At 47.5% G+C, this 24,314-nt stretch carries 23 protein-coding genes and 1 other annotated feature; of the genes, 15 read left to right on the top strand and 8 right to left on the bottom strand.

What is annotated here, in order from left to right:
* The 8 genes from D5398_RS14375 to wzzB all read left to right on the top strand — a co-directional run.
* A partial coding sequence (locus D5398_RS14375) for a glycosyltransferase (protein ID WP_162940766.1) occupies positions 1-650 on the top strand: 650 nt, incomplete at its 5' end.
* Between the two features lie 13 nt (positions 651-663).
* Positions 664-1,695: a polysaccharide biosynthesis protein gene (locus tag D5398_RS14370; RefSeq protein WP_120508239.1), complete on the top strand. Its 1,032-nt coding sequence runs from the start codon at positions 664-666 to the stop codon at positions 1,693-1,695.
* Positions 1,688-2,566: a dTDP-4-dehydrorhamnose reductase family protein gene (locus D5398_RS14365; RefSeq protein ID WP_120508238.1), complete on the top strand. Its 879-nt coding sequence runs from the start codon at positions 1,688-1,690 to the stop codon at positions 2,564-2,566. Before D5398_RS14370 ends, D5398_RS14365 begins: the two co-directional genes overlap by 8 nt.
* Complete coding sequence (gene wecB, locus D5398_RS14360; protein WP_120508254.1) at positions 2,541-3,698, top strand: non-hydrolyzing UDP-N-acetylglucosamine 2-epimerase; 1,158 nt, start codon at positions 2,541-2,543, stop codon at positions 3,696-3,698. Before D5398_RS14365 ends, wecB begins: the two co-directional genes overlap by 26 nt.
* A complete protein-coding gene (locus D5398_RS14355) occupies positions 3,699-4,916 on the top strand; it encodes a glycosyltransferase family 4 protein (RefSeq protein WP_120508237.1) in 1,218 nt (405 codons plus the stop codon). It begins immediately after the preceding gene.
* Positions 4,903-5,307, top strand: coding sequence for a WbuC family cupin fold metalloprotein (locus D5398_RS14350; protein WP_120508236.1), 405 nt, complete (start codon positions 4,903-4,905; stop codon positions 5,305-5,307). The genes D5398_RS14355 and D5398_RS14350 overlap by 14 nt, the downstream gene beginning before the upstream one ends.
* A gap of 323 nt (positions 5,308-5,630) precedes the next feature.
* Positions 5,631-7,040 carry an NADP-dependent phosphogluconate dehydrogenase gene (gene gndA, locus D5398_RS14345; protein WP_120508235.1) on the top strand — a complete coding sequence of 470 codons (1,410 nt, stop codon included), beginning with the start codon at positions 5,631-5,633 and terminating at the stop codon, positions 7,038-7,040.
* Between the two features lie 200 nt (positions 7,041-7,240).
* Positions 7,241-8,233, top strand: coding sequence for an LPS O-antigen chain length determinant protein WzzB (gene wzzB / locus D5398_RS14340; RefSeq protein ID WP_120508234.1), 993 nt, complete (start codon positions 7,241-7,243; stop codon positions 8,231-8,233).
* Between the two features lie 71 nt (positions 8,234-8,304).
* Here the strand turns inward: wzzB and hisIE are convergent, their stop codons facing one another.
* From hisIE to hisG, 8 genes are read right to left on the bottom strand one after another with little or no spacing between them, the layout of a single operon-like run.
* Positions 8,305-8,919: a bifunctional phosphoribosyl-AMP cyclohydrolase/phosphoribosyl-ATP diphosphatase HisIE gene (hisIE, locus tag D5398_RS14335; protein ID WP_120508253.1), complete on the bottom strand. Its 615-nt coding sequence runs from the start codon at positions 8,917-8,919 to the stop codon at positions 8,305-8,307.
* A 23-nt stretch (positions 8,920-8,942) separates the two neighbouring features.
* Complete coding sequence (hisF, locus tag D5398_RS14330) at positions 8,943-9,716, bottom strand: imidazole glycerol phosphate synthase subunit HisF (RefSeq protein WP_120508233.1); 774 nt, start codon at positions 9,714-9,716, stop codon at positions 8,943-8,945.
* Positions 9,698-10,435, bottom strand: a complete 738-nt coding sequence (gene hisA / locus D5398_RS14325) for a 1-(5-phosphoribosyl)-5-[(5-phosphoribosylamino)methylideneamino]imidazole-4-carboxamide isomerase (RefSeq protein ID WP_120508232.1) — start codon at positions 10,433-10,435, stop codon at positions 9,698-9,700. The genes hisF and hisA overlap by 19 nt, the downstream gene beginning before the upstream one ends.
* Positions 10,436-10,440: 5 nt before the next feature.
* Positions 10,441-11,031, bottom strand: coding sequence for an imidazole glycerol phosphate synthase subunit HisH (gene hisH / locus D5398_RS14320; RefSeq protein ID WP_120508231.1), 591 nt, complete (start codon positions 11,029-11,031; stop codon positions 10,441-10,443).
* Complete coding sequence (hisB, locus tag D5398_RS14315; RefSeq protein ID WP_415838530.1) at positions 11,031-12,095, bottom strand: bifunctional histidinol-phosphatase/imidazoleglycerol-phosphate dehydratase HisB; 1,065 nt, start codon at positions 12,093-12,095, stop codon at positions 11,031-11,033. Before hisB ends, hisH begins: the two co-directional genes overlap by 1 nt.
* Before the next feature lie 14 nt (positions 12,096-12,109).
* Positions 12,110-13,243, bottom strand: coding sequence for a histidinol-phosphate transaminase (hisC, locus tag D5398_RS14310; RefSeq protein ID WP_120508229.1), 1,134 nt, complete (start codon positions 13,241-13,243; stop codon positions 12,110-12,112).
* Positions 13,243-14,556, bottom strand: a complete 1,314-nt coding sequence (hisD, locus tag D5398_RS14305) for a histidinol dehydrogenase (protein ID WP_120508228.1) — start codon at positions 14,554-14,556, stop codon at positions 13,243-13,245. Before hisD ends, hisC begins: the two co-directional genes overlap by 1 nt.
* Before the next feature lie 3 nt (positions 14,557-14,559).
* Positions 14,560-15,459 carry an ATP phosphoribosyltransferase gene (hisG, locus tag D5398_RS14300; protein WP_013575087.1) on the bottom strand — a complete coding sequence of 300 codons (900 nt, stop codon included), beginning with the start codon at positions 15,457-15,459 and terminating at the stop codon, positions 14,560-14,562.
* Between the two features lie 72 nt (positions 15,460-15,531).
* Positions 15,532-15,653 (bottom strand) — a sequence feature (His leader region).
* A 327-nt stretch (positions 15,654-15,980) separates the two neighbouring features.
* Between hisG and D5398_RS14295 the strand changes: the two genes are divergently transcribed.
* The 7 genes from D5398_RS14295 to cheW all read left to right on the top strand — a co-directional run bounded on the left by D5398_RS14295 (position 15,981) and on the right by cheW (position 23,819).
* Positions 15,981-16,805, top strand: coding sequence for an SDR family oxidoreductase (locus D5398_RS14295; RefSeq protein WP_120508227.1), 825 nt, complete (start codon positions 15,981-15,983; stop codon positions 16,803-16,805).
* A 1,259-nt stretch (positions 16,806-18,064) separates the two neighbouring features.
* Positions 18,065-18,409, top strand: coding sequence for a flagellar transcriptional regulator FlhD (gene flhD / locus D5398_RS14290; RefSeq protein WP_120508226.1), 345 nt, complete (start codon positions 18,065-18,067; stop codon positions 18,407-18,409).
* Between the two features lie 2 nt (positions 18,410-18,411).
* The gene (gene flhC / locus D5398_RS14285; protein WP_120508225.1) at positions 18,412-19,020 is read left to right on the top strand and encodes a flagellar transcriptional regulator FlhC; all 609 of its coding nucleotides are present in this window, start codon (positions 18,412-18,414) and stop codon (positions 19,018-19,020) included.
* Between the two features lie 176 nt (positions 19,021-19,196).
* Positions 19,197-20,087: a flagellar motor stator protein MotA gene (gene motA / locus D5398_RS14280; RefSeq protein ID WP_120131053.1), complete on the top strand. Its 891-nt coding sequence runs from the start codon at positions 19,197-19,199 to the stop codon at positions 20,085-20,087.
* Positions 20,084-21,187, top strand: a complete 1,104-nt coding sequence (gene motB, locus D5398_RS14275; RefSeq protein WP_120508224.1) for a flagellar motor protein MotB — start codon at positions 20,084-20,086, stop codon at positions 21,185-21,187. The genes motA and motB overlap by 4 nt, the downstream gene beginning before the upstream one ends.
* 30 nt (positions 21,188-21,217) lie before the next feature.
* Positions 21,218-23,239 carry a chemotaxis protein CheA gene (cheA, locus tag D5398_RS14270; protein WP_120508223.1) on the top strand — a complete coding sequence of 674 codons (2,022 nt, stop codon included), beginning with the start codon at positions 21,218-21,220 and terminating at the stop codon, positions 23,237-23,239.
* 82 nt (positions 23,240-23,321) lie between these two features.
* Complete coding sequence (gene cheW, locus D5398_RS14265; protein WP_120508222.1) at positions 23,322-23,819, top strand: chemotaxis protein CheW; 498 nt, start codon at positions 23,322-23,324, stop codon at positions 23,817-23,819.
* The last annotated feature ends 495 nt before the right edge of the window (positions 23,820-24,314 follow it).

Genomic DNA, 24,314 nt, shown 5'->3' with positions numbered 1-24,314 from the left:
TTGTACAAACAGAATGGATGAAAGCGGCTATTTTAAAAAAATCTAAAAAAATAAACGATAAAAAAATACATGTAATAAAGCCAAATATAAATATTGTCTATTTCAGCAGTGATTTCGAGAATGTAGTACCAGAACAAATAAGTATAATATATCCAGCGACTCCTCTTTTTTATAAAAATCATGCTGTCATTCTAGAAGCGCTGGCACAGCTAAAGAATACAAATCTTATCAATCAATTAAAGTTTCTCGTTACTTTTGATGAAAATCCAGCGAGTGAATTTACTAGCTTAGTTCGGAAATATAATTTACACGATAACGTTGTATATTTAGGTAGATTATCACAGGAAGAACTGTTCAAAAAATATAGTAGTTCTACTGCAGTGGTCTTTCCTAGTTATCTGGAATCCTTTGGGTTACCTCTTGCTGAAGCGGCTACATTAGGCAAGAAAATAATATGCAGTGATTTACCATACACCAGAGAAGTGTTAGGGAATTACCAGAATGTAAGTTATGTCAACTATAAAGATGCTAATGAGTGGAGTCGCGAAATATATTCAATTATAGAAAAAGGCAAAATGCCTAAACTTGATATAACTGAATATAGTTACATTCAATCAACGTCTTGGGTAGATTTTTTTAAATTAATTTGATAGAGAATACATAATGTTCAAAGATAAAATTTTACTTATTACAGGCGGTACAGGCTCATTTGGTAATGCTGTATTAAAAAGGTTTTTAAACACTGATATTAAAGAAATTAGAATTTTTAGCCGGGACGAGAAAAAACAAGATGATATGCGGAAAAAATATTCTCATCCTAAGTTAAAATTCTACATAGGAGATGTTCGAGATTATAACAGTGTGCTTTCGGCCACTCGCGGAGTTGATTTTATTTATCATGCTGCAGCACTAAAACAAGTGCCATCCTGCGAATTCTATCCGATGGAAGCAGTCAAAACCAATATTATTGGTACTGACAATGTATTAGAAGCGGCAATAACTAATAAAGTAAAACGCATAGTTTGCTTGAGTACAGATAAAGCAGTTTATCCTATTAATGCCATGGGGACTTCTAAGGCAATGATGGAAAAAGTTATCATAGGCAAATCGCGAAATGTGCCAGAGGAAACAACTATTTGTGCGACGAGATATGGTAATGTAATGGCTTCCCGAGGTTCTGTAATCCCACTATTTATTCAGCAAATTAAGGCTGGTAAAGCAATCACGATCACCGACCCAACCATGACAAGATTCATGATGACCTTGGATGACGCTGTAGACCTTGTACTGCATGCCTTTGAATTTGGTAACAATGGCGATATTTTTGTACAAAAAGCTCCCGCGGCTACAATTGAAACATTAGCCAAGGCTATCTTAGTAGTAACAAAAGAAGAAAAGCATCCAATTAATGTAATCGGCACCAGGCATGGAGAAAAGGTTTTTGAAGTATTATGCAGCCGAGAGGAAATGTTAGTAGCAGAAGATCAGGGGGATTATTATCGGATCCCGGCAGATAATCGAGATCTCAATTATGGGAAATATTTTGAGATTGGAAACAAGAACATCGATTCTCTTGAGGATTATAATTCGCATAATACACAAAGACTTGATGTCGATGGCATGATTTCTCTTTTACGAAAACTTGAATACATTAATAAAATTGAAGCTGGTGTAGAGGCGAATCCAGATGAATAAACATAAAATACTTGTTATAGGTGCCAATGGAATGCTGGGAGCAAGCATTTACAGATACTATAATAGTAAGAATGAATATGAAGTCTTGGGAACCGTACGCTCTGATGTAATTAAGACAAACTTAAATGAATTAGGCTTTACTCAAATTGTCAGTGATATTGACGTGAGAAATGAAAACTCCATTTCTGAACTGATTTCACAATTTAAACCCAATTTTGTATTTAACTGTGTTGGCATTATTAAACAACTTGCTGATTCCAAAAAACCCATTCTTGCGATTAAAATTAATGCGCTATTCCCACACGAACTCGCAGCAATTTGCACTGCAAATAAAAGTAAATTAATACATTTTTCTACAGACTGCGTTTTTAGCGGAGACAAAGGAAATTATAAAGAAATAGAAAATCCAGATGCTTTGGATTTATATGGTCGCTCAAAATTTTTAGGTGAAGTGGATTATGACGGACACATCACCTTGAGAACATCAATAATTGGTCATGAAATCAATACTCAGCATAGCCTGGTTGACTGGTTTTTGGCTCAAAATAATAGGGTTGATGGGTATTTAAACGCTATTTTCTCAGGTATGCCTACATGCTATATAGCAGAGTTAGTTGAAAAATACGTAATAACTAACGCAAGTTTAAGTGGTTTATATCATCTGAGTGTTGAACCAATAGACAAGCTTTCTTTGTTAGAACTGATTAGAGATACGTACGAGAAGGAAATAACTATTGACCCACATAAAGATCTTGTCATTGACAGAAGTCTAGATTCTGACAAATTCAGAAAAGCAACGGGCTTTATACCTTTACCCTGGACCCAACTGATTAGGAAAATGAATGATGAATACAATCAATACTTCAAATAATAAGAAAATTAAAATTGTCACAGTAGTTGGTACCAGGCCAGAAATCATTCGTTTATCTCGTATTATCGCAATTCTAGATGAATTTACAGATCATGTATTGGTTCATACAGGTCAGAATTATGACTATGAGTTAAATGAAGTATTCTTTTCCGATTTGGGTATCAGAAAGCCGGACTACTTTTTAGAAGCGGCGGGCTTGAATGCTGCTGAAACGATTGGTAAGGTAATAATTGAATCTGATAAGGTGTTTGAAGAAATTAAGCCAGAAGCTTTACTGATTCTTGGCGATACAAATAGTGCTTTAGTATCAATCGCTGCAAAAAGAAAAAAAATCCCAATTTTTCATATGGAAGCTGGTAACCGCTGCTTTGACTACAGGGTTCCTGAAGAGATAAACAGAAAAATAGTTGATCATATTGCTGACATCAATTTAACGTATAGCGAAATAGCAAGGGAGTACTTATTAAGAGAAGGGATTCCAGCTGACCAAATCATTAAAACTGGTAGCCCGATGCGCGAGGTGTTGGATTATTATAGGGATGGGATAAAATCTTCTGATATATTAAATAAATTAAATCTAAAATCAGGCGAATATTTCCTTATTAGTTCTCATCGTGAGGAAAATGTTGACTCACCTGATAAATTGGAAAAATTAATCGACATACTTAATACATTGTCAGTTACTTACAATATACCTATTATTGTATCTACACATCCTAGAACCCGAAAAAAAATAGATTCTTTAAAACTATCTGTAAAAACAAACGTTCAATTTTTGAAACCATTTGGTTTTCTTGACTATGTTAAGCTTCAACAAGACTCTAAGGCTGTTTTATCTGACAGTGGCACAATAACTGAAGAATCATCTATTTTGAATTTCCCCGCGTTAAATCTTAGAGAAGTACATGAGAGGCCTGAAGGTTTTGAAGAGGCAGCAGTCATGTTTGTGGGTCTTGATTTGGAGCGAGTCCTCCAGGGGTTATCAATTCTCGAAACTCAGAAAAGAGGTAGTGAGGAAAGAGAATTAAGAATGGTTGCTGATTATCAGATTGACAACGTATCACTGAAAATCTTGCGCATTATTATGAGCTATACCAATTTTGTTAATCAAAAAGTTTGGAAGAAGGATTAAATGCGGCTTGTTTTGATTTGTGACGATTATTTGCCATTTAGCACCAGGGTTAGTGCGAAGATGATGCATGAGCTTGCTTTAGCCTTAAAGCAAAGTGGCCATGACCCTATTGTCATTTGCCCTAATGATCAAAATAATCAAGAATCTCTTACTATTCTTAACATCGATGGTATTAAGGTCTATAAATTTAAAAGTGGGCCAATAAAAGATATTCCCAAAATAAAGCGCGCTATTAATGAAACTCTACTTTCAATTAATGCTTGGAAATCGGCTTCGAAAATAATCAATGAGAACCGTGTTGATGGTGTTGTCTATTATTCACCATCTATATTCTTCGGTGGGTTTGTAAAGAAAATTAAACGCGTTTGGTCTTGCCCATCCTATTTAATTTTGAGAGATCTTTTTCCTCAATGGGCAATTGATGAAGGGATTATTAGTAATAATTCTTTCATTGCTAAATATTTTCGTTTCTTTGAACATAAGAATTATGCTGCGGCCGATCATATTGGGCTTATGTCGCTAAAGAATCTTCAGTTATTTGAATCCCTCCACCCAGGCCACAAATGTGAGGTTTTCCGTAATTGGGCAGATGTTAGTCCAGTCATAAAAAACTCCCACAATTTTGTTTCTGTAAGGGAAAAGCTTTATCTTCAGGATAAAATTATTTTCTTCTATGGAGGAAATATTGGGCATGCCCAAGATATGGGCAATTTGATGAGATTGGTAAAAAGAATGAGCGCTTATGAAAAAGCCCATTTCTTGTTTGTTGGTCAGGGAGATGAAGTTAATTTAATTAATTCTTTAGCAAAGGAATGGAAGTTAGAAAACTTTACTTATTTGCCTTCGGTTAATCAGGACGAGTTTAAAAATATTCTTACTGAAGTGGATATAGGCTTGTTTTCATTGTCCGCTAACCATACTGCTCATAACTTCCCTGGTAAATTATTAGGTTATATGGTTGAGTCTTTACCAATCTTAGGAAGCGTTAATAAAGGAAATGATCTTCTTGATTTAGTAAATGATAACGAAGCTGGCTTCATTCATTTTAATGGTGAAGATGAAAATCTCTATTCCTCTGCTGAGAAACTTTATTTTGATGAATCTTTACGTCGTAAAATTGGCGAAAATGCTAAGCAATTATTGATCAATCAATTTTCAGTTAATTCTGCAGCTAAGCATATTGAAAAGTGCCTGGGGGCTTTTAATGAGAACACTTGATAGACAGTTTATAGACGAACTGTACCGGCAGGCCGTGATTTCAGAAAGAAAACGGTCACATCATTTGTTGCATCAATCTCATCAGGACAAAGTTCAGCGTTTACTCATTGCCTTAGTCAAAGGAAGTTATGTTGAGCCTCACTTTCATGAGCTTCCTCATCAATGGGAAATGTTTAGCGTGACGGAGGGATGTATTAAGGTTTGTATTCATGATGTATCGGGTAAAATCATCGATGAATTCCTAGCGGGGCCTGCCCAAAAAACCGGGTTGGTAGAATTTGCTCCCAATGAAATTCATAGTGTGGAATGCGTCTCCGATCAGGCATTGATGCTTGAGATAAAAGAAGGACCTTTTGATCCTAATTTTGCCAAGTCTTTTCCTCAATGGTAGCAAAATACTGATTCATTTTTGGTCAGCTCTGCCATTAGGTTATTTAATATATATTTGTGTAGAGCTTTTTACATATGTTTTTAGCTTAAGTCTTGAATGATAATCCCTGCAAGACCTACGCTGAGATTACTTGTAACAAAGATCCGCCTGAAATCCGTCGTCTTTTGGAAACGCATTTTGTGATCGCTGCGATAGGTTCCCCCTCGATCATTCTCATGTACAATACCTATGTTCATTTGTATAGCTCAGCGCAGATAAACTCACTTTAAACAGGTGTTTAGACTAAAAACTGAGCGTTCAACTATTACAGACAGGAGTTGCTAATGTCCAAACAACAGATCGGCGTTGTCGGTATGGCGGTCATGGGCCGTAACCTCGCGCTTAACATTGAAAGCCGTGGTTATTCCGTTTCCATTTTTAACCGTTCTGGCGACAAGACTGATGAAGTCATCGCTGAAAACCCGGGTAAAAATCTTGTTCCGCACTACACCGTCGAAGAGTTTGTTGACTCGCTGGAAAAACCTCGTCGTATCTTGCTGATGGTGAAAGCCGGTGAAGCAACTGATAAAACCATCGCATCCCTGACTCCGCACCTGGATAAAGGCGATATCCTCATCGATGGCGGTAACACTTATTATAAAGATACCATTCGTCGTAACCGCGAACTTTCCGAGCAGGGCTTCAACTTCATCGGTACTGGTGTATCCGGTGGTGAAGAGGGCGCACTGAAAGGCCCATCCATCATGCCTGGTGGTCAGAAAGAAGCGTACGCACTGGTTGCCCCAATTCTTGAGAAAATCGCTGCTCGTGCTGAAGATGGCGATGCTTGTGTAGCTTACATCGGTGCAGATGGCGCAGGGCATTACGTGAAGATGGTTCATAACGGTATCGAATACGGCGACATGCAGTTGATCGCAGAAGCGTATTCCCTGCTGAAACAGTCCCTGAACCTGAGCAACGAAGAACTGGCAACCACTTTCGCTGAGTGGAACAAAGGCGAGCTGAGCAGCTACCTGATCGACATCACCAAAGATATCTTCACTAAGAAAGACGAAGAAGGTAAATACCTGGTCGATGTGATTCTGGACGAAGCAGCGAACAAAGGTACCGGTAAATGGACCAGCCAGAGCTCTCTGGATCTCGGCGAGCCACTGACCCTGATCACTGAGTCTGTTTTTGCCCGTTACCTGTCTTCCCTGAAAGACCAGCGTGTTGCGGCTTCTAAAGTGTTGTCTGGCCCGGCTGTTAAATCTTTCTCTGGCGACAAAGCAGAGTTCATTGAGAAAGTACGTCGTGCTCTGTATCTGGGTAAACTCGTTTCTTACGCGCAGGGTTTCTCACAGCTTAAAGCGGCATCAGATGAGAACAACTGGGACCTGAACTACGGCGAAATCGCGAAGATCTTCCGTGCGGGTTGCATCATCCGTGCACAATTCCTGCAAAAAATTACCGATGCGTATGCTGAAAATGCTTCCATCGCGAACCTGCTGCTGGCTCCGTACTTTAAAAACATCGCTGATGAATACCAGCAAGCGCTGCGTGATGTCGTGTCCTATGCTGTTCAGAACGGTATCCCGACACCGACCTTCTCCGCTGCGATCAACTACTATGACAGCTACCGTTCTGCGGTTCTGCCAGCTAACCTGATCCAGGCACAGCGTGACTACTTCGGTGCACATACCTACAAACGTACCGATAAAGATGGCGTTTTCCATACCGAGTGGATGGATTAATCAGCGTTAACTAAAATATTAACGCCCCGCAGAGGGGCGTTTTTTTTGACCGTGATCTTTTCCCTTAAATTCCCAAGTGGTTTTTTCAGGGAATTCTTACGAAAATCATTGCTTATAATCCCAATTTTCTCTGGAAACCTGTCTATAATCGACAGGCACATATCACTGACCAAATGTGACTGTTTTTCTCTAGGGTAATCATGAATCAAGATAACAAAATGACCAATAACCTGTCTTCGAAACCAAATGAAGAAATTGACCTCATCGACGTCCTTTTGCAGTTGTGGCGTGGTAAAATAGTAATCTTTACAGTTATGGTTTTGACAATTATTCTGGCGGTTGTCTACTTGTCTGTGGCTAAACAGAAATGGACTTCAGATGCCATTGTTACTTACCCCGATTCGGGACAAGTTGCAAACTACAACAACGCCATGAGCGTACTTTATAGTCAGAATCCCGCAAACGCCCCAACCGTTGTCGATGTTCAGCAACGTTTTTTCGGCCGATTTAATGCTTCCATTTCTGCGTTATCTGAACAACTTGGCAATCAGGTTGATCCGGAAAAGCTGGTTATAGCTCCGGCTGTTAAAGATCAACCGGTTCCCCTCAAAATCAGTTATACCGCGAAGACTGCTGGAGAGGCGCAAAAGACCCTCACTACTTACATACAGCAAATTAACAAGCGAGTCGTGACTGAGTTAGATAATGACTTGCAGAGTAGTATTAACTCTAAAATTGATGACCTCAAAGAGGACTTAGCTACCCAAGAGAAGGTTGCTCAGGAAAAGAAAGACCTTCGTTTGAAAATGTTAAATCAGTCATTGTTGGTTGCTCAACAAGCTAATATTAAAGATACTCTGGTTCAGCAGGCGGAAACGCTCTCCGAAGACACTCTTTTTGTTTTGGGTAGCAACGCACTCTCTGCCACCATTAAAAATGAAGCGACGCGACCTTTACCACTTGATGCTTCTTATTATCAGGCTCGTCAGACATTGTTAGCCATTAGTGCGCTAAAATCTAAACCAGACTCAACCTATGCGCTTCGCTACGTCATGAAGCCTGATCTGCCAGTACACAGAGATAGCCCTAAGAAAGTATTAATTTTACTCATTGGTGCGATTATGGGTATTGTTGTGGGCTCCCTGATTGTGCTGGGACGGAACATGGTAAAAAGTTATTCACCGCGTAACTGATAAATAGCCATTACTAAAAAGCCGCCAATGCTCTTCAGCAAAGGCGGCTTTTTTGTATCCCGAATCTGGCGTTACTTCTTATGACGTTGACGCAAATTGTCGATCACTGCACTCAGATTTAAATCCTGATCCTGCAACAATACCAGGAGGTGATACATAAGATCCGAGGCTTCATTCTTCAGTTCAAAGCGGTCATTGACCGTGGCGGCCAGTGCGGTTTCCACGCCTTCTTCACCGACTTTCTGCGCGATACGTTTGGTGCCGCTGGCGTACAGTTTTGCAGTATAAGAGCTATCCGGATCGGCTGTTTTGCGTGACGCCAGCAGTTCTTCCAGCTGATATAAAAACGCCCAGTCGGTTTCGGCAGGGTGGAAGCAGCTGTTATTGCCTTTATGACAGGTCGGGCCAACAGGATTAACCAGGACCAGCAGCGTGTCGTTATCACAATCTGGTGTGATGCTGACCACATTCAGATAGTTTTCTGACGTTTCGCCTTTAGTCCACAGACGTTCTTTGGTACGCGAATAAAAGGTGACTTTCCCGGAAGACTGGGTAACGCTCAGCGCTTCCTGATTCATATAACCGAGCATCAGTACTTCACCCGATACCGCATGCTGGATGATGGCTGGCATCAGATTGTCCACTTTTGCCCAGTCCAGCTGGTTAATCTGTTCACTGGTCAGCAGACCGGTTTTTACGTCCTGATTACTCACAAGCGGATCTCCACACCATTTTCGGCTAAATAGCTTTTCAGCTCGCCAATATTAATAATTTGTTTGTGGAACACGGAGGCGGCCAGTGCACCGTCAACCCGTGCTTCACGGAATGCATCAAGGAAGTGAGGCATCGTGCCAGCGCCGCCGGAGGCGATTAACGGAACATGACACACTTCGCGGATCATTTTGAGCTGCGCAAGGTCATAACCGTTACGCACGCCATCCTGATTCATCATGTTCAGAACGATTTCACCTGCGCCGCGTTCCTGCACTTCCTTCACCCAGTCAATTGTCTGCCAGGTGGTGACTTTGGTACGGGCTTCGTCGCCGGTAAACTGATGCACCTGATAGGTGCCGGTCGCAGCGTCGTGCCAGGTATCAATGCCAACTACGATGCACTGTACACCATACCGGTCGGCGAGGCGGCTGATCAATGTTGGGTCGGCCAGCGCAGGAGAATTAATAGAAATCTTATCCGCGCCAAACTGTAAAATCTGACTGGCATCTTCCAGGCTCTTAATCCCGCCCGCCACACAGAAGGGGATATCGATGACTTCTGCCACGCGTGATACCCAGCTTTTGTCCACAACACGCCCGTCGCTGGACGCCGTAATATCATAAAACACCAACTCATCCGCGCCTTCTTCGGCATAGCGCTTCGCTAATGGCACGATGTCACCGATGATTTCGTGATTGCGGAACTGCACGCCTTTCACAACCTGACCGTCTTTAACGTCGAGGCAGGGGATTATCCGTTTTGCCAGCATGAAATTGCCTCCGTCACATTGAATTTACCGTCGAGCAGTGCGCGCCCGACGATCACGCCTTGCACGCCGCTGTTACGCAAGGCCGCGATGTCGCTCAGGGAACCGATCCCGCCTGATGCCTGGAAAGCTATCTGCGGATAACGTGCAGTCACTTCACGATAAAGTTCTACGTTGGAACCCGCCAGCGTACCGTCACGGGAAATATCCGTGCACAATACATGCTTCAGACCGAACGGCAGATATTGCCCGACGACCTGTTCGAGCGTGGCGTTGGAATTTTCCTGCCAGCCACTGATGGCAACATTCTTGGTCCCCTCAGCGTCAATGCGCACATCCAGCGCCAGAACCAGCGCATCTGCCCCGAAACGGCTGAACCAGCCCTGAACCCTCTCGGGATCTTTTACCGCAGTCGAACCGACCACAACACGGGTTGCCCCGGCGCTGAGCAGAGCTTCAACATCTTGTTCGGTGCGGATACCGCCACCGACCTGCACCGGCACGGAAACGCCTGCCAGTAATTTAGTCAGCAGGGGGATCTGGCGGACTGCCGGATCTTTCGCGCCGGTCAGATCCACCAGATGCAGAACCTCTGCACCTTGTTGCTGATAATCCTGCAACCGTAGCAGCGGATCGTTGCCGTAGTCACGTTGCTGACCGTAATCGCCCTGATGCAAACGCACCACACTTCCTTCGATCAAATCTAAAGCGGGAATAATCATGCTGTTTACATCTCCAGAAAGTTTTTCAGCAACTGTGCGCCAGCGGCACCGGAGCGCTCGGGATGAAACTGCACGCCGAAGAAGTTGTCTTTTTGCACGGCGGCGCTGAAAGGCTCACCGTAAAGTGTCTGCGCGATGGTGTTTTCGCATACCGGCATGGCAAATCCATGAACAAAATAGAAGTAGGCGTTTTCATCAATACCGCGGAAAAGGTGACTGTCGGCATTGGCGATAACCTGATTCCAGCCCATGTGCGGCAGCGGTAAACCCCTATCCTGCATGCGTTTTACCGGTGTTTCGATAATGCCCAGCGTATCAATCCCACCATTTTCCTCACTGGAAGACGCCAGCAACTGCATGCCCAGACAAATACCCAGCACCGGTTGTGTGCAGGCTTTGATAAGGTCGATCAGCTCGCGTTGCTCAAGTTGTTCCATCGCGGCCTGAGCTGTTCCGACACCTGGCAAAAACAGTTTGTCAGCCTGCAACACAATTTCCGCTTCGCGGCTCACCGTCGGCTCATAGCCCAGGCGTTGCACCGCGTATTTCACGGAAGAGAGGTTGGCGCAGCCGGTATCAAGGATAACGACATTCATCACAGCACTCCTTTCGAACTCGGCAGGGTGTTGCCTTCCACGCGAATGGCCTGACGCAGCGTGCGGCCAAAGACTTTAAACAGGCTTTCGACACGGTGGTGATCGTTCTTGCCTTTGGTGCGCAGGTGCAGGGTACAGGCCATCGCGTAAGACAGTGAGCGGAAGAAGTGCTCGACCATTTCCGTGCTCAGGTCGCCGACACGCTGATAATTAAACTCAGCTTTATATTCCAGGTGCGGACGGCCTGAGATATCCAGCGCGCAGCGTGCCAGACATTCATCCATTGGCAGAACGAATCCGAAACGCCCGATGCCGCGCTTATCCCCCAGCGCTTTATTCAGCGCTTCGCCTAATGCCAGAGCGGTGTCTTCGACAGTGTGGTGATCGTCGATATACAAATCGCCTTTCACTTCAATGTTCATACGAAAACCGCCATGAGTCGCAATCTGATCCAGCATATGGTCGAAGAAGCCGACGCCGGTGCGGATTTTGCTTTCGCCTTCGCGGTCCAGCCAGACATCCACATCAATCGCTGTTTCACGCGTCACGCGGTTCACTTTTGCGTGACGGTCACGTTTAGTCAGTTGGTCAGCAATTGCAGTCCAGTTCAGTGTATCGCGCTGATAACGCAGCCCGGCGATGCCCATATTAGCAGCCAGCTGGATATCGGTATCACGATCACCAATCACATAGCTATTAGCCGTGTCCAGCACGCCGCTTTCCAGATAACCGGCGACCAGTTTTGTTTTAGGTTTACGGCAATCGCAGTGATCTGCCGGCAGGTGAGGGCAGATCAGCACTTCATCAAAAACGATGCCCTGAGAGGTCAGGATTTGCATCATCAGGTTGTGCGGCGGGTCGAAGGTTTCCTGCGGGAAACTGGCGGTACCCAGACCGTCCTGGTTGGTGATCATCACCAGTTTGAATCCGGCATTTTGCAGTGCCAGCAGTGCCGGAATAACACCGGGCTCAAGAGCCAGTTTATCCAGACGATCCACCTGGAAATCTTCCGGTGGCTCAGAAATCAGCGTACCGTCGCGGTCGATAAACAGTGTTTTTTGCAATAACGGACTCTGGCTCACATGTGCTCCTTGCGGGGGCTATTTTGATTATCATTGATGGTCGTGGCGTTTGCGCCCGGCAATGGTTGCAGTGCGTCAATCACGCGTTGCAATTCACTGCGCGTACCAATCGTAATACGCAGGCAGCCGGAAAGCCCCGGTTGCTTGTTCTGGTCACGCAGGATAATGCCCTGATCCCAGAGGTTTTTAAATACTGAACTTGAAGCGGTGAAGCGGACCAGTACGTAGTTCGTGTCGCTCGCAAAGGCCTCTTCAACACAGTCGCATTTTTCCAGTTCTGCCAGCAACCATTCGCGGTTTTCAATCACTTCCGCCACGCGCTGGCGCATAACGGCCAGTCCTTCCGGGCTCAGCGCCTGGGCCGCGATATCGGCAACCGGCGTAGATAAAGGATAAGGCGCGATGACTTTCATTAATAAAGCAATCAGTTCACTGTTGGCGAGCGTAAAGCCGCAGCGTAAACCGGCAAGCGCGAAGGCTTTGGACAGCGTGCGCAAAATTGCCAGGTGCGGATATTCCTGCAACCAGCCGGAAACCGTTGCCTGCGGGCAGAATTCGATATACGCCTCATCGACCGCCACAATCGCGCGACCACGGGTCATTTCCAGTACGGCGCGGATTTCATCAGGGTCAATGATATTACCGGTCGGGTTATTCGGGCTGCACACATACACCAGTTTCACGCCGTCGAGGGCGGCTTCAATGGCAGGTATATCCAGAGACCAGTCGGCTTTCGCAGCCACTGTGCGGCCTTCAACGCCAATGGTTTCGGCACTCACGCTGTACATGCCATACGTTGGCGGACAATAAAGGATAGCGTCTTTGCCCGGTTCGCAGAAAGCGCGGATCAAAAGCTCGATGCCTTCGTCTGCGCCACGACTGACCAGCACCTGTTCCGGATCCACTCCGGCATAAGCTGCATAACGGTTGATGACCAGCGCAGGCTGACATTCCGGGTAACGGTTAAACGTTTGCTGTGTCAGTTCGAACTGTGGCGCGATGGCGTATTCGTTGGCATTCAGCCAGACATCACCATTTCCCCCCAGACGGCGGGCGGACTGATACGGTGTCAGTTCCTGCACATTCTTACGTGCCAGCGCCTGAACGCTGAGGTTGTTTTCGTTGCTCATCAGCGTTGCTCCTTTAAAGCATTCACGCGCAAAGTCACGGCATTTTTGTGTGCGGTCAGCTGTTCTGCCTGCGCCAGCGTTTCAATCGTATTCGCCAGACCCAGCAAACCTTCAGGCGTTAACTGCTGAACGGTCATACGTTTCTGGAAGTCGGCCAAACCGAGGCTGGAACAGGTCGCGGTGTAACCGTAAGTCGGTAAAACGTGGTTGGTACCGGAAGCGTAATCGCCCGCTGATTCCGGCGACCAGTCACCGAGAAATACCGAACCGGCGCTGGTGATGCTGTCGACAAGTTGTTCAGGTTCACGGGTCTGCAAAATTAAGTGCTCAGGCCCGTACGCATTGCTGATTTCGATGCATTGCGCGAGGTCTTTCGCCACAATCAGACGGCTGCTTGCCAGCGCCTGACGGGCGATTTCGCTGCGGGATAATGTCTGCAACTGACGTTCAACGGCTTCGCCAACGGCTTGTGCCATTTTTATGTCCGGTGTCAGCAAAATCACCTGAGAATCCGGGCCGTGTTCAGCCTGTGAAAGTAAATCAGAGGCCACGAAATCAGGTGTAGCGCCGCTGTCCGCAATCACCAGTACTTCGGAAGGCCCGGCAGGCATATCAATCGCCGCGCCGTCCAGACTCTGGCTAACCTGACGTTTGGCTTCTGTCACATAGGCATTGCCTGGCCCGAAGATTTTTGCCACACGCGGCACAGTTTCGGTGCCGAAAGCCAGCGCCGCAATCGCCTGCGCACCGCCAAGCTGATACACCTCTTCCACGCCACAAAGTCGCGCAGCATACAGAATTTCATCGGCAATCGGTGGCGGGGAACACAGCACCACTTTCTGGCATCCGGCGATACGTGCCGGAGTTGCCAGCATTAATACGGTGGAAACCAGCGGTGCAGAACCGCCCGGAATATACAGGCCCACGGACTGAATAGGACGTGTCAGTTGCTGACAACGCACGCCCGGCTGGGTTTCGATATCGACGACAGCCAGTTTTTGCGCCTGATGGAACGTATCGATATTGCGGACGGCATGAGCCATCGCCTGTTTAACGTCATCGCCCAAACGCGCGCAAGCGGCCTCGATTTGCTGTGCAGTGACGCGCAATTCCTGAACTTCAGTCTTATCAAAGCGGGCGCAAAACTCGCGCAGCGCACTGTCACCTTCACTGCGCACACGGCGCAGAATTTCACTGACAGATTCGGTAATACGGTCGGACGCCGAAATCGCCGGGCGTGTCAGCAGCTCGCGACGCTGTTGCTCGTCGCATTGCTGCCAGTCAATCGGGGTAGTGAACGCGTCAGGCTTCATGGCTTACTCCATCATTTTTTCGATTGGCAGAACCAGAATGGAGCTGGCGCCCAGCGCTTTCAGTTTCTCCATAGTTTCCCAGAACAGAGTTTCACTGCTGACCATGTGCATGGCCACGCGTTGCTGATCGCCTGCCAGTGGCAGAATGGTCGGACGTTCTGCACCCGGCAGCAGGGCCACGATTTCGTCCAGACGCTCACTTGGCGCGTGCAACATAATGTATTTGGATTCGCGAGCCTGAATAACGCCCTGAATACGGGTCATCATTTTGTCGATCAGCAGTTGCTTCTCCTGTGGCATTTCGCCGTCGCGCTGGATCAGACAGGCTTTTGAGCGGTAAATCACTTCCACCTCGCGCAGGCCGTTGGCTTCCAGCGTTGCGCCGGTCGACACCAGGTCACAAATCGCATCAGACAAACCAGCGCGGGGTGCGACTTCAACAGAGCCGTTCAGCAGGCAGGATTTGAAATCAACACCTTTTTTGTCGAGGTATTGCTTGAGCAGGTGCGGATAAGAGGTGGCGATACGCGCGTTTTGCAGACTTTGCGGGCCGGTGTATTCGGTGTCCAGCGGAGTCGCCAGTGACAGACGGCAGCCGCCGAAATCCAGCCGACGCAGCGTGAAGTAACGCGGGTCTTCGCCTTGTGCGCGACGGCTCAGCAGCTCTTCTTCCAGCACATTTTCGCCGATGATACCCAGATCAACCACGCCATCCATCACCAGTCCCGGGATATCGTCATCACGTACGCGCAAAATGTCGATGGGCATGTTTTCAGCGAAAGCGATGAGACGCTGTTCCTGAAGATTGATTTTAATGCCGCAGCGCGCCAGCAATTCGCGTGATTCATCGCTCAGGCGACCCGACTTCTGCATTGCTATCCGTAAACGTGTTTTATCCAGCATGATGACCTCAGTTTCTCAATTATTTATATAAATCGTTTTGTGTAAAATTCTTCAACTTCAATCCGTCAGGCCAAAAAAAAGCCCCCGGAAGAAATCTTCCGGGGGCTATCTCTGCGTTCTGCGCCACTGGAAGATCTAAACAGTCTCCCAGCACCAATCGCCTGAAAGACTAGTCAGGGTGATGGTGATGATGATGGTTAATCAGAACGTTTGTCATGTCAGTATCTCAATCGGGTGATTTAAATGCCGCGTGATCCAGGTTTGAGTCATTCGCCGCACATATCAAATTCGTTGCCAATAAAACTAAACTATCGGGCGGCAGCAGCGCAACCTTTTTTTCGGATGATGAGTTTTTCTTATCAGAGGAAGGGGTTTCATCTAAAAATTGAATGATCTGTTAACAGACCTGAAGAAAACCTTACGCAGACTGAACGGGGAAAAGGCGATATTTGCTAGTATAAAGGAAGATATCAGCAGTTGGTGATGTGATGCCAAATGCCTCTGAACAAACGGAGCAAAGTATGAAGAAGGTTTCGATTATCGGTCTGGGCTGGCTGGGAATGCCACTGGCGATGGCGCTGGCTTCAAAAGGTTACGATGTGGTGGGCAGCAAAACGACGCTCGATGGAGTGGACGCCGCAAGAATGGTGGGGATCGAATGCTTTCCGCTGGTTTTCGCGCCAGAAATGGAGTGCGAAGCGGAGGACCTTGATCGTCTGCTCAATGTTGATGCCCTGATTATCACTCTGCCTGCGCGCCGGACTGTAGAGGGAAGTGAACTTTATTTCCAGGCAGTGCAGCTTCTAACTGACAGCGCGCTGGCGCATAACGTGAAGCGGATTATTTTCACCAGTTCGACGTCAGTTTATGGAGAAGCAGAAGGCACTGTGCGTGAAGATTCACCTCTGGAGCCGGTAACAACGAGCGGCAAGGTCCTCAAAGAGCTGGAGAACTGGTTCCACGGATTGCCCAATACTTCGGTCGACGTGCTGCGACTGGCGGGTCTGGTGGGCGGAGACCGTCATCCTGGCCGTTTCATGGCGGGTAAAACACAGGTGAAAGGCGGACAGCACGGTGTCAATCTGGTGCATCAGGATGACGTTGTGGCGGCAATCGCATTACTGCTTAGCCGGCCAAAAGGAGGGCATACCTTCAACTTATGCGCGCCGAAACATCCGGCTAAAGCTGATTTCTATCCGGCACTGGCCAGACAGATGGGGCTGCAACCGCCAACATTTGCTGATGAAGCTTCAGCAGGAAAGGGCAAAATTGTAGATGGTGAGCGGATCTGTAAAGAACTCGGTTTTGAGTATCAGTATCCGGACCCGCGATCTATGCCTTTTTAATCGTTAAACGGTTTTTGGATAATAATAAGTTATGGCCTGCCTGAAATATCAGCAGGCCTTTTTTTAGTTTGCTGTATTAACGTTCAATGACAAATCAAATCGCTTTGAATGAAAGTAATCACTGTTCAACAGTATCCTGGAAACGTATTTCAGGAATAAGACAATTTAATGACCTTCACTTTTGCAGGCTATTCACTTATACCTGAAACCCTCTGCGCAAAAGTTGTGTTTTATTCGTATTTTGTACGTAAAAGCGAGTGAGTGCAGCTGGTCAGGTAATAAAAATCCTATTCTTAAGCTTTTAATTTACGCTTGCGCCACATAAACCACTTTTTTAACCCCAATCATTAAAGTTTTCATGAAGAGTTGCCGATACGTAAGCACGGCAAAAATCTGCTGTTTCATCACTTATCCTTATCAATCTGGTCTTATGACTGGATATCTCCTTTCGCGCTGTAATAAATTATTACAATCATTTTCTTTTTACTTTTGAAACCACGTGGTTGCTCACGATTTCGAAACAATCCGTACTTATTTTAAACACAATTCCTTAAGACAACTCCCCGAAAACCCCCGCCCTGACTGGGTTGTGCATAATTAGCACAATGATCATGCTATTTGAAATTAGCAGGATAAAAAACTACATGCACTATGATTAATTACTGCGTGTGCTAATCATTTGGCTTTAGGTGGTCTTTGTACAAAATGATCTAAAAAAGGCGAAAAAAGACAGTTTGAAGACAGCTTTTTAGACGGTTTTTTACTTTTGACTTAAATTTACGCAAATACTCACGATAAATTGCACTTTTGGAGTCAAAATAAATCACAAAAGTGTGATGCGCGTCACACTTTATTCAAAATTCGTCCACGACAAGATTGTATGTGTAAAGGGAACGGGGTTAGAGTTGCGTCGTAGTAAGATTATTCCTAATAATGTATGTAAAAGCGTTTCACTGAATGACACGCCATCACAGCAACGGACCCTGCCACTACATCAAAACTAAAGTGTTTCACTAATACTTAGCAGTGCAATTGTCACAATTAATTTAGTTTACATCAGGAACAACTTTGTATTGGCGGTGAAGTAAATACCGCGGGATAAATCTAATTGTCATCGTGAGATTTATTAAACAGCCAATGATCCAATTGTTTTGATAGTAAAAAATACTCCAGTCACGCCGGGTAAAACGCTCGCTGCATGGAATATGTCTATCAATCAGCCACCTTTAAAAGTGGCATCGGTAATGGGGTAGAACAGAATGTCCGAATTGCTTAAGCACATATATGATATCAACCTGTCATATTTACTGTTGGCGCAGCGTTTGATTAACGACGAAAAAGCCTCAGCTATGTTCCGGTTGGGAATTGATGACGTCATGGCAGAAACACTTGGCCAGCTTACGTTGCCGCAAATGGTAAAGCTTGCTGAAACGAACCAGCTTTTGTGCCAGTTTCGCTTTGATGACAGTAAAACAATAGAACGCCTGACACAGGAATCTCGGGTGGATGATTTACAGCAAATCCATACCGGTATTCTGTTGTCCAGCCATTTGCTTAAAGGTCTGGCTGCGAAAGATAGCGGCGCGATGAAGAAAAGGGCGTAGCTATGTCTGGGAAAGATGCGTCAACCAAACCGGCAGAAAAAAGTATCGTTCAGGAAGCGCGCGACATTCAGCTTGCCATGGAATTGATTACGCTGGGTGCCCGATTGCAGATGCTGGAAAGCGAAACGCAATTAAGTCGTGGCCGACTGATCAGACTGTACAAAGAACTGCGTGGAAGTCCTCCGCCGAAAGGAATGTTACCGTTCTCGACCGACTGGTTTATGACCTGGGAACAAAACATTCATTCTTCCATGTTTTACAACGCGTACTCTTTCCTCTTAAAGAGCGGACATTGTAATGGGGTGGAAGCGGTGATTAAGGCTTACCGTCTGTATCTCGAACAATGTCCGGAACAGCCAGGTGAAGCGCCGATCCTCGCGCTGACACGCGCGTGGACACTGGTCCGTTTTGTCGACAGCGGCATGTTGCAGCTCTCTGCCTGTAACTGCTGTGAAGGTTCATTTATTACCCATGCACACCAGCCCCGTCACGGGTTTGTTTGCAGTCTTTGCCAGCCCCCATCCCGAGCCGTAAAAAAACGTAAACTTTCCCCGCAGGTTGCCGATATAACATCTCAAGAGCTGGACGAACAGGTCAAGCGCGCTGTTTGAGATGGTTGGGTTGCAGTAAGTCTTTCTGAGCGGTGGTAACACCGCTCATCAATTTCCCCCGAACATCTCAGTCATTATCTGACATCTTTTATGCACGTTTTAGCGGCATAAATGTTGGCAAAAACATGGCTCGCGCTTTTCCTCGCCCTAAAACCACATCGAATTAAGGATTCATCGTGCTAGTGATAATAGGTTACATCGTGGTGTTGGGCTCAGTGTTCGGCGGTTTCATGCTCGTCGGCGGTGAACTGGGCGCGTTATACCAACCCGCAGAATTACTCATCATAGCCGGTGCAGGCATCGGTGCCTTTTTCGTGGGTAACAACGGTAAAGCGATTAAGTCCACACTGCGCGCGCTGCCTCAGCTGTTTCGCGCATCGAAATACAACAAAGCGTTGTATATGGATTTGATGGCGTTGCTGTACCGGTTGCTGGCGAAATCACGTCAACAGGGGATGCTGTCGCTGGAAAATGACATCGACAATCCCAACGAAAGCGATATTTTCGCTAATTATCCGCGCATCCTTGCCGATAAACATTTAGTCGAATACCTGACGGATTACCTGCGCCTGATGGTGAGCGGCAACATGAATGCTTTTGAAATTGAAGCATTGATGGATGAGGAAATCGAAACTTACGAGCACGAAAGCGAAGTCCCTGCTAACAGCCTGGCGCTGGTTGGCGACTCGCTGCCTGCCTTCGGTATCGTTGCTGCGGTTATGGGCATCGTTCATACCCTGGCCGCGGCGGACCGCCCGGCAGCAGAACTGGGTGCGTTGATTGCGCATGCGATGGTCGGAACCTTCCTCGGTATCCTTTTGGCGTACGGTTTTATTTCTCCGCTGGCCAGCGTCCTGCGCCAGAAAAGCGCGGAAAACGCCAAGATGATGCAGTGCATCAAAGTGACATTGCTTTCAAGTATCAATGGCTATGCGCCACAAATTGCCGTCGAGTTTGGCCGTAAGACGTTGTACACCTCTGAGCGTCCTTCCTTTATCGAACTGGAGGAGCACGTTCGCCAGGTTAAGTCGCCGGGTCAGAAACAAACTGAAGAAGAAAAAGTATGAAGCATCAGAGCCATCCAATCGTTGTTGTCCGCAAGAAAAAGAGTAAGCACGGCGGAGGGCATCACGGCGGTTCGTGGAAGATTGCTTACGCTGATTTTATGACAGCGATGATGGCTTTCTTCCTGGTGATGTGGCTGATTTCGATCTCCAGCCCTAAAGAACTGGTGCAAATTGCCGAATACTTTCGTACACCGCTGGCGGTGGCGATAACCGGCGGGCCGCGCAGCAGTGATGCAACCAGCCCGATCCCTGGCGGCGGGGAAGACCCGACCGTGCAGGATGGCGAAGTGCATAAAATGGATCAGTCACAGGGCGAGAGCAAACGCGAGGCCGGGGATTTACAACGGTTGCAGCAGAAACTTGAAGACATGCTGGCATCCGATCCGCGGCTCAAAGATTTGCGCCCGCATCTGATGATCAATCTGACCGAGCAGGGTCTGCGGATCCAGATTATTGATAGCAAAAATCGTCCGATGTTCCAGCTGGGCAGTGCGATTGTCGAGCCGTATATGCGCGATATTCTGCGCGCTATCGGGCCGGTACTGGATGATTTCCCGAACAAAATCAGCCTTGCCGGTCATACCGATGATATGCCGTATGCGCAGGGTGAACGCGGATACAGCAACTGGGAACTCTCGACAGATCGTGCGAATGCCTCACGTCGCGAAATGATTATCGGCGGACTCAGCGAAGGCAAAGTTCTGCGCGTGATGGGCATGGGATCCACTATGCAGTTAAAAAACCATCCTGCGGGCGACGCGATTAACCGGCGCATCAGCATTTTAGTTCTTAATAAACACGCTGAAGAAGCTATTGAACGAGAAAACAGCGAGGGCGAAGCGATCACGATCAGTGACGCAGGCGAACTGCAAAGACAAGTGCCGGGACGTCAGACGGCACCCGCGCTGGCGCCAAAAATGAGCCCGGCTCCGGCTGCACCAGCAGTACCTGATTCATCAGCAGCACCAGCACCATCACAAGTACAGGCACCATCAATAACCGGGATTGAGACGCAGACGCCAGTGACACCCTCGGCAGGCGCTCAACCTGCGACGGCAGCTCCGGCTGTCGCGGCAGGCACGGCACCTGCGACACATTAACAAGCCGCGATTCACAGCAGAGGTGATCACGTGAGCATGGATATTACTGATTTTTATCAGACATTTTTTGATGAAGCAGACGAGCTGCTGGCGGACATGGAACAACATCTGTTGTTACTTGATCCGCAGGCCCCGGATGTTGAGCAGCTCAATGCAATTTTTCGCGCAGCGCACTCAATCAAAGGCGGGGCAGCAACGTTTGGATTTACGGTTTTACAGGAAACGACTCACTTACTGGAAAACCTGCTCGACGGTGCACGTCGCGCTGAAATGAGCCTGAGCACCGACATCATCAACCTGTTTCTGGAAACAAAAGACATTATGCAGGAGCAACTCGACGCCTATAAATCTTCCCGGGATCCTGACGCAGAAAGCTTTGAGTATATCTGTGCAGCCCTGAGACAACTGGCCCTCGAAGCGCAAGAACAGCGCGAGCCTGCGGCAGATCTTCATCTAGTGGAAGACGAACTTGCCGTGGCAGCACCGGCACCTGTTGCCCAGACAGCGGGCAGTGGCGGTATGCGTGTACGTCTTTCCGGGCTGAAAACGCAGGAAGTCCCGGTGATGCTCGAAGAGCTGGGCAACCTGGGCGAAATCAAAGATCCGGTACAAACCGCAGACAGTGTGGAAGCTACGCTTATCACCACGGTGACCGAAGATGACATTATCGCCGTGCTCTGTTTTGTACTGGAACCGGAACAGATCAGTTTCACACAGGCGTCTGCTTCCGTACCTTCCGCTCCTGTTGCAGCCTCCGCTCCGGCAGTGACTGAAGCCGCGCCGGTCGCCGTGCGTCAGGCTCCGGTTCTGACTGCGGTTCCAGGCAGCGAACCGCCAAAAGCGCGCGCCCCTAAAGCGGCTGAATCTACCAGCATCCGTGTGGCCGTAGAGAAAGTGGATCAGCTGATTAACCTGGTCGGCGAACTGGTTATCACCCAGTCGATGCTGGCACAGCGTTCAGACCTGCTGGATCCGGTGGTGCACAGTGACCTGCTCAACAGCATGGGCCAACTGGAACGCAACGCCCGTGATTTGCAGGAATCGGTGATGTCGATTCGTATGATGCCAATGGAATTTGTCTTCAGTCGCTTCCCGCGTCTGGTGCGAGATCTGGCCAGCAAACTGAATAAGCAGATTGAACTGACATTGCTCGGCAGCTCCACCGAACTGGATAAGAGCCTGATCGAACGTATCATTGACCCGTTAACGCACCTGGTGCGTAACAGCCTCGACCACGGTGTGGAAACGCCGGAAGTGCGTCTTGCCAACGGCAAAGAACCGACCGGCAATCTGACGCTGTCCGCCGAACATCAGGGCGGCAACATCTGCATTGAAGTCATCGATGACGGCGCAGGTCTGAATCGCGAACGTATTCTGGCGAAAGCCGCGTCGCAGGGCATGAACGTCAGCGAAAACATGAGCGATGAAGAAGTCGGCATGCTGATTTTTGCTGCCGGGTTCTCGACCGCTGAGAAAGTCACGGATGTGTCAGGCCGAGGTGTCGGCATGGACGTGGTGAAACGTAACATTCAGGAAATGGGCGGTCATGTCGAAATCCATTCCCAGCAAGGGAAGGGCACGACCATCCGTATCCTGCTGCCGCTGACGCTGGCGATTCTCGACGGTATGTCCGTTAAAGTTGGCGAAGAGGTCTTCATACTTCCACTGAATGCGGTGATGGAATCACTGCAACCGCTGGCCGAAGACCTGCATCCGCTGGCCGGTGGCGAACGCGTTCTGCAGGTACGTGGTGAGTACCTGCCGTTGGTTGAACTCTACAACGTCTTTGACGTGAAAGATGCGAAAACAGAAGCGACTCAGGGCATCGTGGTGATCTTACAAAGCGCCGGACGCCGCTACGCCTTGCTGGTTGATCAACTTATTGGTCAGCACCAGGTGGTGGTGAAAAACCTGGAAAGTAACTATCGCAAAGTGCCGGGTATTTCCGCTGCCACCATTTTAGGCGACGGCAGCGTGGCGCTGATCGTTGATGTGTCTGCATTGCAGGCACTTAACCGCGACAAACTGGCAACGGGCGTATCTGCCGCATAACAAGCAAAGCTTCCGGCGACATTCATTGTCGCCGGGTGTGAAAACTCAGGCCAATTTAAAGATAAAAGCAAAGGTGAACAACATGGCAGGACTTGCAACCGTGTCTAAAATTGCGGGCGAAACAGTAGGTCAGGAATTTCTGATCTTTACTTTAGGCGACGAAGAATACGGCATTGATATCCTTAAAGTGCAGGAAATCCGCGGCTACGATCAGGTAACCCGCATCGCTAACACGCCTGCATTTATTAAAGGTGTCACCAACCTGCGTGGCGTTATCGTGCCAATCCTCGACTTGCGCGTGAAATTCGCTCAGGAAGATGTGATTTACAATGAAAACACCGTGGTGATCGTTCTGAACTTCGAAAACCGCGTGGTCGGTATTGTTGTTGATGGCGTATCCGATGTGCTGTCACTGAGTCAGGAACAGATCCGTCCGGCACCAGAATTCGCGGTAACCATGTCGACAGAATACCTGACCGGCCTCGGCTCGCTCGGCGACCGGATGCTGATCCTCGTGGACATCGAAAAACTGCTGAGCAGTGAAGAAATGGCACTGGTTGATAGCGTTACTAAGATTTGAGTCTTAAAGTCAAGATCCTGGGCTCGCCGCCCACACCAGTCCAGAGACCCGCACTCGCGCGGGCCTCTGGACTCCACGCTCTTTTTACTCCGCGCTGTCGCGGGTGCGACGGACATATTCTGTCAACACAGCGTGTGGCGCAAAATCTTGCCGCTCCGCGGTGCCTTCTCTCGGTCTTCGAGCCATAGGTCTCGAAGCCGCTCCGTTCAGCAAGATTTTTGAGCAAGCCAAAGTCGATCGAATAAAACCTTCGTTCTGTTTCTCTTACGTAAATTCAAAGGTGGAAGGGATGTAGCATTTCTCCTGCCCCTGCGAAGGGGAAGGCCGGGATGGGGTATTAATGCCATCTTCGAACTCACCCTCTTTTCTGCACTTTGTCTAACTCTTTGATTTTTATAAATCCTGTTACCCATCAAAAAAAGAGGGTATTTTTGCCCAAACAGGAATAATCTTTCGTAGTTCAACGCCAGAAACAGAAAACTGAACGGTTCACTG

This window comes from Rahnella bruchi, from assembly GCF_003614975.1.
In the GTDB taxonomy this organism is placed as follows: domain Bacteria; phylum Pseudomonadota; class Gammaproteobacteria; order Enterobacterales; family Enterobacteriaceae; genus Rahnella; species Rahnella bruchi.
Note: the sequence above shows the minus strand (reverse complement) of the source record. Positions and strands in the feature narration are given on the sequence as shown.

What these genes read in the sequence shown, in the direction of transcription:
- D5398_RS14370 (WP_120508239.1), top strand. Translation starts at nt 664, where the DNA reads ATGTTCAAAGATAAAATTTTACTTATTACAGGCGGTACAGGCTCATTT.
- D5398_RS14365 (WP_120508238.1), top strand. Translation starts at nt 1,688, where the DNA reads ATGAATAAACATAAAATACTTGTTATAGGTGCCAATGGAATGCTGGGA.
- wecB (WP_120508254.1), top strand. Translation starts at nt 2,541, where the DNA reads ATGAATACAATCAATACTTCAAATAATAAGAAAATTAAAATTGTCACA.
- D5398_RS14355 (WP_120508237.1), top strand. Translation starts at nt 3,699, where the DNA reads ATGCGGCTTGTTTTGATTTGTGACGATTATTTGCCATTTAGCACCAGG.
- D5398_RS14350 (WP_120508236.1), top strand. Translation starts at nt 4,903, where the DNA reads ATGAGAACACTTGATAGACAGTTTATAGACGAACTGTACCGGCAGGCC.
- gndA (WP_120508235.1), top strand. Translation starts at nt 5,631, where the DNA reads ATGTCCAAACAACAGATCGGCGTTGTCGGTATGGCGGTCATGGGCCGT.
- wzzB (WP_120508234.1), top strand. Translation starts at nt 7,241, where the DNA reads ATGAATCAAGATAACAAAATGACCAATAACCTGTCTTCGAAACCAAAT.
- hisF (WP_120508233.1), bottom strand. Translation starts at nt 9,716, where the DNA reads ATGCTGGCAAAACGGATAATCCCCTGCCTCGACGTTAAAGACGGTCAG.
- hisA (WP_120508232.1), bottom strand. Translation starts at nt 10,435, where the DNA reads ATGATTATTCCCGCTTTAGATTTGATCGAAGGAAGTGTGGTGCGTTTG.
- hisH (WP_120508231.1), bottom strand. Translation starts at nt 11,031, where the DNA reads ATGAATGTCGTTATCCTTGATACCGGCTGCGCCAACCTCTCTTCCGTG.
- hisC (WP_120508229.1), bottom strand. Translation starts at nt 13,243, where the DNA reads ATGAGCAACGAAAACAACCTCAGCGTTCAGGCGCTGGCACGTAAGAAT.
- hisD (WP_120508228.1), bottom strand. Translation starts at nt 14,556, where the DNA reads ATGAAGCCTGACGCGTTCACTACCCCGATTGACTGGCAGCAATGCGAC.
- hisG (WP_013575087.1), bottom strand. Translation starts at nt 15,459, where the DNA reads ATGCTGGATAAAACACGTTTACGGATAGCAATGCAGAAGTCGGGTCGC.
- D5398_RS14295 (WP_120508227.1), top strand. Translation starts at nt 15,981, where the DNA reads ATGAAGAAGGTTTCGATTATCGGTCTGGGCTGGCTGGGAATGCCACTG.
- flhD (WP_120508226.1), top strand. Translation starts at nt 18,065, where the DNA reads ATGTCCGAATTGCTTAAGCACATATATGATATCAACCTGTCATATTTA.
- flhC (WP_120508225.1), top strand. Translation starts at nt 18,412, where the DNA reads ATGTCTGGGAAAGATGCGTCAACCAAACCGGCAGAAAAAAGTATCGTT.
- motB (WP_120508224.1), top strand. Translation starts at nt 20,084, where the DNA reads ATGAAGCATCAGAGCCATCCAATCGTTGTTGTCCGCAAGAAAAAGAGT.
- cheW (WP_120508222.1), top strand. Translation starts at nt 23,322, where the DNA reads ATGGCAGGACTTGCAACCGTGTCTAAAATTGCGGGCGAAACAGTAGGT.